At 70.7% G+C, this 12,437-nt stretch carries 10 protein-coding genes; 8 read left to right on the top strand and 2 right to left on the bottom strand.

Annotated elements, in window-relative coordinates:
* Positions 1 to 19: 19 nt before the first annotated feature.
* The 4 genes from AVAK2825_RS20760 (at position 20) to AVAK2825_RS20775 (ending at position 4,383) form a co-directional block, all read left to right on the top strand.
* The gene (locus AVAK2825_RS20760) at positions 20 to 697 is read left to right on the top strand and encodes a GntR family transcriptional regulator (RefSeq protein WP_272564733.1); all 678 of its coding nucleotides are present in this window, start codon (positions 20 to 22) and stop codon (positions 695 to 697) included.
* A gap of 62 nt (positions 698 to 759) precedes the next feature.
* The gene (locus AVAK2825_RS20765) at positions 760 to 1,449 is read left to right on the top strand and encodes a DUF3334 family protein (protein WP_284402360.1); all 690 of its coding nucleotides are present in this window, start codon (positions 760 to 762) and stop codon (positions 1,447 to 1,449) included.
* 221 nt (positions 1,450 to 1,670) lie between these two features.
* Positions 1,671 to 3,584 carry a potassium transporter Kup gene (locus AVAK2825_RS20770; RefSeq protein WP_502870575.1) on the top strand — a complete coding sequence of 638 codons (1,914 nt, stop codon included), beginning with the start codon at positions 1,671 to 1,673 and terminating at the stop codon, positions 3,582 to 3,584.
* A complete protein-coding gene (locus AVAK2825_RS20775; RefSeq protein WP_284402361.1) occupies positions 3,574 to 4,383 on the top strand; it encodes a hypothetical protein in 810 nt (269 codons plus the stop codon). Before AVAK2825_RS20770 ends, AVAK2825_RS20775 begins: the two co-directional genes overlap by 11 nt.
* Positions 4,384 to 4,424: 41 nt before the next feature.
* Here AVAK2825_RS20775 and AVAK2825_RS20780 read toward each other — a convergent pair whose 3' ends face one another.
* Positions 4,425 to 5,486, bottom strand: a complete 1,062-nt coding sequence (locus tag AVAK2825_RS20780; protein ID WP_502870577.1) for a response regulator — start codon at positions 5,484 to 5,486, stop codon at positions 4,425 to 4,427.
* A gap of 11 nt (positions 5,487 to 5,497) precedes the next feature.
* Positions 5,498 to 9,160 (bottom strand): ATP-binding protein, encoded by a 3,663-nt coding sequence (locus tag AVAK2825_RS20785; RefSeq protein WP_284402363.1) that lies wholly within the window; start codon positions 9,158 to 9,160, stop codon positions 5,498 to 5,500.
* Positions 9,161 to 9,294: 134 nt separating this feature from the next.
* Between AVAK2825_RS20785 and AVAK2825_RS20790 the strand changes: the two genes are divergently transcribed.
* The 4 genes from AVAK2825_RS20790 to ureC are packed head-to-tail and all read left to right on the top strand — an operon-like array spanning position 9,295 to position 12,431.
* On the top strand, positions 9,295 to 9,597 hold the full coding sequence (locus AVAK2825_RS20790; RefSeq protein ID WP_092745910.1) for an urease subunit gamma: 303 nt from the start codon (positions 9,295 to 9,297) through the stop codon (positions 9,595 to 9,597).
* A 54-nt stretch (positions 9,598 to 9,651) separates the two neighbouring features.
* The gene (locus AVAK2825_RS20795) at positions 9,652 to 10,257 is read left to right on the top strand and encodes a HupE/UreJ family protein (RefSeq protein WP_284402364.1); all 606 of its coding nucleotides are present in this window, start codon (positions 9,652 to 9,654) and stop codon (positions 10,255 to 10,257) included.
* A 48-nt stretch (positions 10,258 to 10,305) separates the two neighbouring features.
* Entirely contained in the window at positions 10,306 to 10,638 is a 333-nt protein-coding gene (locus AVAK2825_RS20800; protein WP_272564743.1) for an urease subunit beta, read from the top strand.
* Between the two features lie 50 nt (positions 10,639 to 10,688).
* Positions 10,689 to 12,431, top strand: coding sequence for an urease subunit alpha (gene ureC / locus AVAK2825_RS20805; RefSeq protein WP_284402365.1), 1,743 nt, complete (start codon positions 10,689 to 10,691; stop codon positions 12,429 to 12,431).
* Positions 12,432 to 12,437: the final 6 nt, after the last annotated feature.

A 12,437-nucleotide genomic window follows, 5' to 3' on the forward strand; every position in this document is an offset into this window, starting at 1 on the left:
CACCCCGAACCGCCCAGGCATGACCATCGAAACCCCCACGAACGCCCAGACCCTGAACGAACGCACGGCGGAGCTGATCCGCCAGAAGATCGTGAAGGGCGAGTTCTCGCCCGGCCAGCGGCTGTCCGAGGCCGCCCTGAGCGAAAGCCTGGAGATTTCGCGCAACACCCTGCGCGAGGTCTTCCGCCTGCTGACCAAGGAAGGCCTGGTCAAGTACGAGCCCAACCGCGGCGTCTCGGTGGCCATCCCGAGCATCGCCTCGATCATCGACATCTACCGCGTGCGCCGGCTCATCGAATGCCAGGCCATCGCCCAGGCCTACCCGCGCCACCCCGCCAAGAAGCACCTGCGCGAGGCGGTGGATTCGGCGGTGCGCTGCCGCGAGGCGGCCGACTGGCAGGGCGTGGGCACGGCCAACATGGAGTTCCACATGGCCATCGTGGAGCTGGCCGACAGCGAGCGCCTGAACGTGATGTTCTCGCACATCCTGGCCGAACTGCGGCTGGCCTTCGGGCTGCTGAACGATCCCGAGTTCCTGCACGCGCCGTACGTGGACATGAACGTCAGGATCGTCGATCTGTTCGAGGCGGGCAAACTGCGCGAGGCCTCGGACCAGCTCAACGAGTACCTCGTGCATTCGGAGCGCATCGTGCTGGCGGTGTATGCCCGGCGCATCTCCGACACCCCGGAGCGCTGAACCGCCTCGGCCTTTTTTCCAGAGCCCCTTTTTCGTCCCCCTCCCCTTTTCCCTTGCACACCATGAGCGCACAAACCCCCTCCATCGTCTACGGCACCGAAGACCTGCTGATCAGCCTCTGCAACTCGGTGACCCGGGTGCTCAGCGTGGCCACGCAGAGCCCCATCCACTACTCCGGCATGGTCCAGCGCATCACCAAGACCTGCCTGCGCCCCGACATCGGCTGCTTCGTGCTGTTCGACGGCGGGTTCTCGGGCCTGGTGATCATCAATTTCTCGAAGGAAGCGGCGATGGAGCTCTACCAGAGCTACCTGCTGAGCATGGGCATGTCCAAGGACGACCTGGCCAGCTCCTACACCTCGGACGAGGTGTCGAACGTGATGGGCGAGCTGATGAACCAGGTGGTGGGCGACTTCACCGGCAAGGTGCGCCGCGAACTGCAGACGCACATCACGCAGAACCAGCCCAAGATGCTGGCGCTGAACAAGCAGGTGATGCTGAGCGTGGACGCCAACCTGGACAAGCCCGAGGCGCGCCGCGTGACCTTCTACACGGCCAGCAACCACATCTTCTACCTGGAACTGGCGATCGACCGCACCGAGTTCATCAAGCTCGTCGATTTCGAGCCGCAGGAAGCCCCCGATCCCGACGCGCTGATCGCCCAGGCCGGCGAGCCCAAGGCCGCGGCCCCGGTGCCGGCCGCCGCGTCGTCCAGCGACACGGACGACCTGCTCAAGTCGCTGGGCATGTGACGACGGGGCGGGCCAATGCGGTGGCGGGCCACGAAGGCACCGCCACCTAAATGCTATTTAATTGATAGCAATACGCCCGAGTTGAAATTGCCCTGGAGGCCTTTTCGACCCCAAGCCTTCCCACAGCGTTGCGCGCCGGCATCACCCGGTTCGCGCCGCCCGTGACCGAGCGCAGCCGCCGGCGCACAATGCGCCGACCCTTCACTGCCCCGCACTCCGCAATGACCTCCACTCCGGCGCCCGGCCACGCGCCCGCTGCCCGCGGCTTCGCCGCCCGATCCGCCCTGATGATCGCCGCACTCGGGGTGGTGTTCGGCGACATCGGCACCTCGCCGCTCTACGCCTTCAAGGAATGCCTGAACCCCGAACACGGCGTGGCGCTGGACCGCGCCGCGGTGCTGGGCCTGCTGTCGCTGGTGCTTTGGGGCCTGATGCTGGTGGTCACCCTCAAGTACGTGGTGTTCGTGCTGCGCGCCGACCACGACGGCGAGGGCGGCATCCTGGCGCTGCAGGGCCTGGCCGCGCAGGCGCTGGAGCGCGGCGGCGCCCGCCCGTGGGCGTGGAAGGCCGTCGCCGGGCTGGGCCTGGTCGGCGCGGCCATGTTCTATGGCGACAGCCTCATCACGCCGGCCATCTCGGTGCTGTCGGCGGTCGAGGGGCTGGAGGTGGCCACGCCGGTGTTCAAGCCTTACGTGGTGCCCATCACGCTGCTGGTGCTGATCGGCCTGTTCCTCGTGCAGCGCCGGGGCACCGAATCGGTGGGCCGCGTGTTCGGGCCGGTGATGGTGCTGTGGTTCGGCGTGCTGGCGGTGTCCGGCCTCTGGCAGATCACGCAGAACCCGCACGTGCTCGAGGCCATCGACCCGCGCTGGGCGGTGCAGTTCCTGGCCACGCACCCGGCGCAGTCGCTGGCGGTGCTGGGCGCGGTGTTCCTCGCGTTCACCGGCGGCGAGGCGCTGTATGCCGACATGGGCCATTTCGGCGCCACGCCCATCCGGCTGGCGTGGCTGTTCATCGCGCTGCCGTCGCTGGTGCTGAACTACTTCGGCCAGGGCGCGCTGGTGCTGGCCAACCCCGCGGCCATCGACAACCCGTTCTTCCGGCTCTTTCCCCCTTGGGCCACCGTGCCCGTGGTGGTGCTGGCCGCCTGCGCCACCGTCATCGCCTCGCAGGCCGTGATCTCGGGCGCGTTCTCCATGACGGCGCACGCCATCCGCATGGGCTACCTGCCGCGCATGCGCATCGTGCAGACCTCAGGCACCGCCATCGGCCAGATCTACCTGCCCACGATGAACTGGCTGCTCATGGCCGGCGTGCTGCTGCTGGTGCTGGCCTTTCGCAGCTCCAGCGCGCTGTCGGCCGCCTACGGCATCGCGGTGTCGCTCACCATGCTCACCACCACCTTGCTGGCCGGCGTGGTCGCGCTGCGGCTGTGGCGCTGGAACCCGCTGGCCGTGGGCCTGGGCGTGGGCTGCTTCGCGCTGGTGGACGTGACCTTCATCGTGGCCAACAGCCTGAAGATCGCCGACGGCGGCTGGCTGACCCTGGCGGTGGCGGCGGTGGTCATGTTCGTCTTCACCACCTGGGCCAAGGGCCGGCGCGTGGCCGAGCAGGCGGCGGCGCAGGAGCGCATGCCGCTCGCCCCCTTCATCGAGGCCCTGGCGCACGGCATGCCGCACCGCGTGCGCGGCACCGCCGTGTTCATGACCGCCGACGCCGACAGCGTGCCGCACGCGCTGCTGCACAACCTCAAGCACAACCAGGTGCTGCACGAGCGCGTGGTGGTGCTGGCCGTGCGCACGCGCCCGGTGCCGCGCGTGCCGGCCGCCGATCGCCTGCACGCCCAGGAACTGGGCCACGGCGTGTGGTGCGTGACCGCCAGCCACGGCTTCATGGAGCGGCCCGACGTGCCCGAATACCTGCGCCTGCTGGCCTACCAGAAGGGCCTGCACATCGAGTCCATGTCCACCTCGTACTTCACCTCGCGCGCCTCGCTGGGCACGGGCCGGCTCGAAGGGCTGGGCGCCCTGCGCAAGGCCGTGTTCGGATCGCTGCAGCGCAACGCGGCGCGCGCGTCCGACTACTTCCGGCTGCCGGACAACCGCCTGATCGAGATCGGCCGCCGTGCGAGCTGACGCCCTGCCCTCCCCTCGGCGGCCCTCCACTCGGCTGTCCACCCCGCTGCGCCGCCTGGCGCGCGCCGCCGTGCTGGCGGCCCTCGGCACCGCGGCCCTCGCCGCGCCGGCCGCCCACGCGGCCACCGACACCGATCCCGACACGCCGCTGCACTTCAAGCTGACCACGGGCCTCTACCAGGTATCCGGCGGCGGCCTGCCCTCGGGCCCCGGGCTGGACGTGAACCTGCGCTACATCCGCGGCGACGACCACTGGTGGGTGGGCGCGTTCCGCTCGCCCGCGCTGGGCTTTTCCATGCCGCGCGCGGGGTGGGACAGCACCGTGGCCTTCGGCGACTGGCGGGTGCTGCCCTCGGTGCAGATCGCCTCGGGCGGCTTCGTCGGCGGCAGCCTGGCCGTGGAGACCGGCACCACCTGGGTGGTGGGCGCGGGCCTGGGACGCACCAACCTGCGCAACTACGCCAACCTCAACTTCGACCCCAACGACGCCTACAGCGTGTACGGCAGCCACCGCTTCACCAGCGGCGACACCCTGGCGCTGCAACTGGTGCGCGACAACCGGCAGAACCCCGACCAGCAGAACCTGCACCTCGTGTGGCGCAGCCCGCGGCCGGGCGGCCAGCGGCTCACCGTGGACCTGCTGGCCAAGCAGGGCACGGTGGACGGCCGGTTCATCCGCCGCGCCGGCCTGTCGGTGGGCTACGACTGGCCCGAGTGGTTCGTGCGAGCCGCGTGGGACCCGCAGGTCAACTTCACGCCGCAGAACATGCTGCGGCTGTCCACCGGGGTGCGGTTCTAGCGCCCAGCGCTGCAGCCACCGGGGCCCGCACGCCGTGGCGCTCAGCCCTCGAACTGCGGATGCGTCTGCCGGATGCGCGCCATGGCGATGCCGGCCGCTGCCGTGCGCGTTTCCACGCCCAGCTTCACGTACACGCGCTCCAGGTGCTTCTTGACCGTGGCGGGGCTGGCGCCCAGGATGTCGCCGATGTCGCGGTTGGTCTTGCCCTTGACGAGCCAGTACAGCACCTCGGCCTCGCGGGCGGTGAGCTTGAACGACAGACCCATGGCTTCGATCACGGCGGCGTCGGACACCTCGCGCATCACGATCAGCCAGTCGCCGCCGCCTTCGCTGTCGCCGGTCTGCTGGTGCAGGCTGAACGACAGGCGGCGCGCGCCCTGCTCCACCACCAGGCGCGGCGGCTCCAGCTGCTGCGCGGCCAGATCGGCCAGGCGGGGCAGCTGCACCTGCAGCCACTCGGTGACCGGCGCGGGGGCGAAGGCGGGCACCGGCACGGCCCCGCCCGCTGCGCCGGTGGCCGCACCGCCACCGAAGTAGCCGTGCAGCAGCTCGCGCGCCAGGGCGGTCTGCCACATGAGCCGGCCGTCGCTCGCGCGAACGGTGATGCTGGCGTAGCCGAAGGCGTCGAGCGCGTTGCGCGCCTGGCCGGCCTGGCGGATCTCCTGACGGGCACGGCGCGCGCCCTGCAGGTGCACGTTCATGCGCGCGAGCACCTCCTTGGGCTTGATGGGCTTGGTCACGTAGTCCACGCCGCCCGCGTCCAGCGCGGCGACCAGGTGCTCGGTCTCGGTCAGGCCGGTCATGAAGATGATGGGGATGTGCGCGGTGGCCGGCAGGCCTTTCAGCCGCCGCGCGACCTCGAAGCCGTCCATGCCCGGCATCATCGCGTCGAGCAGCACCACGTCGGGCAGCGCCTGCGCCGCGCGCGACAGCGCGGTCTCGCCATTGGTGGCCACGAGCACGGTGTAGCCGGACTCGTCGAGCGCGTCGTGCAGCACGGCGAGGTTGTCGGGCACGTCGTCCACGATCAGCACCACGTCGGCACGGGTGCGGTCGAGCGCCTGCGCGGTGGCATCCAGGGGCAGCGCATCGGTGGGGAGCATGGCGGTCGCGGTCATGGGGAAGGAGGATGGGATGCGGCGGCCTCGGCCACCATGCGGGCGATGGCCTCGAAACGGAACTGCCGCGCATGGTCGCGCGCCTCGCCCACCCAGGCCGCGCAGCCGGGCTGCGCGGCCTCGATAGCGCCCAGCTGGTTGAGCACGCCGCGGTAGTAGCCCAGCTCGACGGCTTCGGACAGGGCCGGCAGGCGGGACGGGTCGGGCAGCGCCTTGGCGGCGGGGACCCGGGGCGGCTCCGAGGTCGGGCCCGGAGCGGGTGGAGCGGACGGCGCCGGCACGTCCTCGATCCAGGCCAGGCCCAGGCGCCGCTCCAGCCAGTCCAGCAGCTCGCTGTGGCGCACGGGCTTGACGATGAAATCCTCGGGGCGGATGCACACGTCGTTCTCCAGCCCCTTGTCGAAGGCGTTGGCGGAGACCACGGCGATGTGCGCGGGCGCCTGCGCGCCTTGCACGGCGCCTTCGAGTTGGCGCAGGCGGCGGATGGTTTCCCAGCCGTCGATGCCCGGCATGGCGAGGTCCATGAACACCGCATCGGGCCGGTAGCCGGCCGCGATCAGGTCCAGAGCGTCGTGGCCGCTGGCGGCGGTGCGCAGGGTGAAGCCCAGCGGCGCGAGCAGTTGCACCAGCAGTTCGCGGTCGGCCTCTTCGTTGTCCACCACCAGGAGGCGGCGGCGCGGGCCGGCGTAGCCCCGGCGCGGCGCGCGCAGGCGCGCGGGGCCCAGGGCCTCGCCCACCGCGCCCGGGTGCACCTCGGGCAGGAACAGGCGGATGCGGAACAGCGCGCCCGCGCCCGGCGTGCTGGTCACCAGCATCTCGCCGCCCATCAGTTCGGTGAGCATCTTGGCGATGGTGAGCCCCAGGCCCGCGCCAGGCGCAGCGCCCTGGCTGCTGGCCGCGCCGCGCGCGAAGGGCTCGAAGATGCTGGCGCGCTCGGCCTCGGTGAGGCCCGGGCCGCTGTCCTCGATCTCGATCAGGGCCAGCTCGCGCGCGTGCCGCACCGACAGCCGCACATGGCCGCTGGCGGTGAACTTGATGGCGTTGCCGATGAGATTGATGAGGATCTGGCGCACGCGCTTGTCGTCGCCGCGCACCCACTCGGGCAAGGTGCCCTGCGGCTCGAAGCGGAACGCCAGCCCCTTGGCGCGCGCCTGCGGCTCGAACATGTCGCACATCTCGTGCAGGCAGTCGGCAAAGCGCATGGGCCGCACCTGCAGCGTGAGCTTGCCGCTTTCGATGCGGGCGATGTCCAGCGTGCCCTCGATGAGCGACAGCAGGTGCTCGCCGCCGCGGCGGATCACGCTCACGGCCTGCTGGCGGTGCGGCGGCACGGCGGCGTCCTCGCCCATGAGCTGGGCATAGCCCAGGATGCTGTTGAGCGGCGTGCGCAGTTCGTGGCTGATGGCGCTGATGTAGCGGCTCTTGGCCTGGTTGGCCTGGTCGGCCAGCAGCCGGGCGCCCTCGGCCTCCTCGCGCGCTTCCTCGGCCACGCCGCGCGCCTGCTCGGCCTGCGAGCGCGCGTGCTCGGCGATGCGGCGGGCCTCCTGCAGGGCTTGGTCGGTCTGGCGGTGCAGGTGGATCTCGCGCTGCAGCAGGTGGGTCTGGCGGTTGGACTCCTCCTGCGCGACCTTGCGGCTCTTGTGGGCCAGCACCAGCCACCACGCCACGATGCCCGAGATGACCAGCAGCGCCAGATAGGCCTTGAGCAGCCCCGATCGCAGCGCGGCATGCGTGCCCGGCACGGCGGCGGTGCCCGGGCCGCTGTCGGGCGCCAGGGGGGTGAGCGTCTGCAGCTCCTGGTGGTAGAACAGCCCGAACACCGCGGCCAGCAGCGGCGCGATCACCAGCATCAGCAGCAGGAAGTGGCCCAGGCCCGTGTCGAGCATGCGCCACACCCGCCGCGGCAGCACCCAGCGCAGGGCCGCGCTCCACTGCACGGCCAGGTGCGCGTGGGGCTTGCACATGTCGCCGCAGCGCGCATCCAGCGTGCAGCACAGCGAGCAGATGGTGCCGCGGTAGGCGGGGCATTGCGCCATGTCGGGCGCCTCGTACTCGCGCTCGCACACCACGCAGCGCTGCACCGCCCAGGCCCCGGGCGTGCCCACGGCCGGCGCCTGGGCACCGGCGGGCCGGGCCAGGTAGTAGCGCCCGCGCGTGGCCCAGGCGATGAGCGGCGCCGCGACGAAGGCCGTCACCATGGCGATCACGGCCGAGAACGCCTGCGCCAGCGGCCCGAACAGCCCCAGGTGCGCCACGATGGACAGCCCCGAAGCCAGCGCCATGGCCCCCACGCCCACCGGGTTGATGTCGTACAGGTGCGCGCGCTTGAACTCGATGCCCCGGGGCGACAGGCCCAGCGGCTTGTTCACCACCAGGTCGGCCACCACCGCCATCATCCAGGCGATGGCGAGGTTGGAATACAGCCCCAGCACCTGCCCCAGCGCCTTGAACACGTTCATCTCCATGAGCATGAACGCGATGAGCGTGTTGAACACCACCCACACCACCCGCCCCGGGTGGCTGTGCGTCAGGCGCGAGAAGAAATTGCTCCACGCCAGCGAGCCGGCGTAGGCGTTGGTCACGTTGATCTTGATCTGCGAGACGACGACGAACAGCGCCGTGGCCGCCACCGCCCAGCCGTAGTGCGGGAACACGTATTCGTACGCCGCCAGGTACATCTGGTTCGGGTCCACCGCACGCTCCACCGGCACCATGTGGCGGATCGCCAGGTATGCCAGCAGCGCGCCGCCCAGCATCTTGACCACGCCCAGCACCACCCAGCCCGGCCCGCCGGCCAGCACCCCGAGCCACCAGCGCCAGCGGTTGGCCGGCGTGCGCGCGGGCATGAAGCGCAGGTAGTCGGCCTGCTCGCCCATCTGGGTAATGAGGGCGATGCCCACGGTGAGCGCCGCACCAAACAGGGGCAGATTGAACATGGAGACCGCACCGGATTCACCGCCGTAGTGCATCACCCCGGTGAATGCACCAGGATCGCGCGCCAGCACGTACACGAACGGCACCACCAGCATCACCAGCCACAGCGGCTGCGTCCAGACCTGCAGCCGGCTGATGGCCGACACCCCGTGCGTGACCAGCGGGATCACCGCCAACGCGCAGATGAGGTAGCCCCAGCGCGGCGGGATGTCCAGCGCCAGCTCCAGCGCATAGGCCATCACGGCCGCCTCCAGCGCGAAGAAGATGAAGGTGAAGATGGCGTAGATCAGCGAGGTGATGGTCGAGCCGATGTAGCCGAAGCCCGCCCCGCGCGTGAGCAGGTCCATGTCCACGCCGTAGCGCGCGGCGTACACGCTGATCGGCAGGCCTGCCAGGAAGATGATGAGCCCCGTGGCCACGATGGCCCAGAAGGCGTTCAAAAAGCCGTACTGCACCAGCAGCGTGGCGCCCACCGCCTCCAGCACCAGGAACGAGGCCGCGCCGAACGCCGTGTTGGCCACCCGCCATTCGGACCAGCGCCGAAAGCGCTGCGGCGTGAAGCGCAGCGCGTAGTCCTCCATCGTCTCGGTGGCGACCCAGCTGTTGTAGTCGCGGCGCACCTTCACCACCTGCTGCGGCACGGCGGCCAGGTGGTCGGCGGGCGCTGGCGACGAAGGGGCCGGGGAAGGGGCCGCGGGGGCGGTGGCGGGGCTGGCGGGCGTCATGGGGGCAGGGGCGCGGGGTGCAGGTTCCATGCCACGCGGTGCCACCACCGCCATCCGGCGTATGGACGGGCATGGCGATTGCTGACTACCATGCGGCATTCCGTCCCCTTTGCCCTCCCACCGCCCGCTGCGCCATGGAACTCACCCCCCGCGAAAAAGACAAGCTCCTGATCTTCACCGCCGCGCTGCTCGCCGAGCGGCGCCGCGCGCGCGGACTCAAGCTCAACTACCCCGAATCCATGGCCCTCATCAGCGCCGCCGTGATGGAGGGCGCGCGCGACGGCAAGACCGTCGCCCAGCTCATGAGCGAGGGCCGCACGGTGCTCACGCGGGCCGACGTGATGGAAGGCGTGCCCGAGATGATTCCCGACATCCAGGTCGAGGCCACCTTCCCCGACGGCACCAAGCTGGTCACCGTGCACCAACCCATCGTGTGACGGGTTTTTGAACCAAATCCCTCTCACGCCCTAGTACCCATTGCCCTTGATGCTATGAAAAAAGAAGCAAAAACCCGCTCCTTCGTCTCCGCCGCCGCGCTGCTGCTGTTGCCCGCCCTCGCCTTCGCCCACCCGGGCCATGGCGCGCAGGACGCGCTGCATGCCGACGCCGGCTTCCTCGACGGCCTGGTCCATCCCTTCACCGGCCTGGACCACCTGGCCGCCATGCTGGCCGTGGGCGTGTGGAGCGCGCTGGCCGTGCGCCCCGTGTGGCTGGCGCCCGCCGCCTTCGTGGCGCTGCTGGTGGCGGGGGCCACGGCCGGCTTCCTGGGCGTGGCGGTGCCGGCGGTGGAGCCGATGATCGCCGCCTCGCTGCTGGTGCTGGGCCTGCTGGTCGCCTGGCGCCGCCACTTGGCCCTGCCGCTGGCCGCGGGGCTGGCGGGCGCGTTCGCGTTCTTCCACGGCGCGGCGCATGGCACCGAACTGGGCGGCAGCGGCCAGTGGCTGGCCCTGGCCGGCATGGTGATCGCCACCGCCACGCTGCACGCCGCCGGCATCGCCCTGGGCCATGCCGTGGTGGCGCGCCACCGCTGGCTGGCCGTGGCGGCGGGCGCCTCGACCGCGCTGCTGGGCGCCACGCTGCTCGTGCGCATGGCCTGAGCGGCACCCCGCGCCGACCGCAGCCCCACCCCACCGAGAGCCCACCCCATGATCCCCGGCGAACTCCTCATCGACGACGGCGAGCACGCGCTCAACACCGGCCGCCGCACCCTCACCCTGGTGGTGCGCAACACCGCCGACCGGCCGATCCAGGTCGGCTCGCACTACCACTTCGCCGAGACCAACGGCGCGCTCGGCTTCGACCGCGACGCCGCGCGCGGCATGCGGCTGAACATCGCCAGCGGCACGGCCGTGCGCTTCGAGCCCGGCCAGCAGCGCACCGTGGAGCTGGTGGACTACGCGGGCGACCGCACGGTGTACGGCTTTCGGGGCCTCACGCAGGGGCCGCTGGGCGAGCCGCCGGCCCCGGCCGCCGCCTGAACACCGACCCCATCCCTTTTCGAACCGCCCCAGAGCTGGAGAGCATTCCCATGGCCACTGTGTCCAAACGCGCCTATGCCGAGATGTTCGGCCCCACCGTCGGAGACCGCGTGCGCCTGGCCGACACCGGGCTCATCGCCGAGGTGGAGCAGGACTACACGCTGCGCGCCGGCGCCTATGGCGAAGAGGTGAAGTTCGGCGGCGGCAAGACCATCCGCGACGGCATGGCGCAGGGCCAGCGCACGCGCGACGGCCAGGGCACCGGCCCCACGGCCGGGGGCGCCATGGATACGGTGCTGACCAACGCGCTCATCCTGGACCACTGGGGCATCGTCAAGGCCGACATCGGCCTGAAGGGCGGGCGCATCGCCGCCATCGGCAAGGCCGGCAACCCCGACACGCAGCCCGGCGTGGACATCGTCATCGGCCCCGGCACCGAGATCATCAGCTGCGAAGGCAACATCGTCACGGCGGGCGGCATCGACAGCCACATCCACTTCATCTGCCCGCAGCAGATCGAAGAAGCCCTGGCCTCGGGCGTGACCACCATGCTGGGCGGCGGCACCGGCCCGGCCACCGGCACGCTGGCCACCACCTGCACCTCGGGGCCCTGGAACATCGAGCGCATGCTGCAGGCGGCCGACGCCTTTCCCATGAACCTCGGCTTTCTCGGCAAGGGCAACGCCAGCCTGCCCGACGCGCTGCACGAGCAGATCGACGCGGGCGTGATCGGCCTCAAGCTGCACGAGGACTGGGGCACCACGCCGGCGGCCATCAGCAACTGCCTGGACGTGGCCGACGCCACCGACACGCAGGTCGCCATCCACTCCGACACGCTCAACGAGAGCGGCTTCGTCGAGAACACCATCGCCGCCGTGGCGGGCCGCGGCATCTGCGCCTTCCACACCGAAGGCGCGGGCGGCGGGCATGCGCCCGACATCCTGCGCGTGGTGGGCGAGGCGAACTTTCTGCCGTCTTCCACCAACCCCACCATGCCCTACACGGTGAACACGCTGGACGAGCATGTGGACATGCTGATGGTGTGCCACCACCTGGACGCCTCCATCGCCGAAGACCTGGCCTTTGCGGAGAGCCGCATCCGCAAGGAAACCATCGCGGCCGAAGACGTGCTGCACGACCTGGGCGCCATCAGCATGATGAGCAGCGACAGCCAGGCCATGGGCCGCGTGGGCGAGGTCATCCTGCGCACCTGGCAGACGGCCCACAAGATGAAGGCCCAGCGCGGCACGCTGGACGGCGACACCGCGCGCAACGACAACACGCGCATCAAGCGCTACGTGGCCAAGTACACCATCAACCCCGCCATCGCCCACGGCATCAGCCACGAGGTGGGCAGCCTGGAGGTGGGCAAGTGGGCCGACATCGTGATCTGGAAGCCCGCCTTCTTCGGCGTCAAGCCCGCCATGATCCTGAAGGGCGGCTTCATCGCCATGGCCGCCATGGGCGACCCCAACGCCTCCATCCCCACGCCGCAGCCCGTGCACTACCGGCCCATGTTCGGCGCCTTCGGCGGGGCTCTGGCCCGCACCTCGCTCACCTTCGTGTCGCAGGCCGGGCTGGCCGCGGGCATCGGCGAGCGCTTCGGCCTGGCCAAGCAGCTCAGCGCCGTGCGCGGCGTGCGCGGCGTGCGCAAGCAGCACATGGTGCACAACCACTACACGCCGCGCATGGAGATCGACGCGCAGACCTACACCGTGCGCGCCGACGGCCAGTTGCTCACCTGCGAGCCCGCGACCGTGCTGCCCATGGCGCAGCGCTACTTTCTGTTCTGATCGCAC

This window comes from Acidovorax sp. SUPP2825, from assembly GCF_030158995.1.
Taxonomy (GTDB): Bacteria; Pseudomonadota; Gammaproteobacteria; order Burkholderiales; family Burkholderiaceae_C; genus Paracidovorax.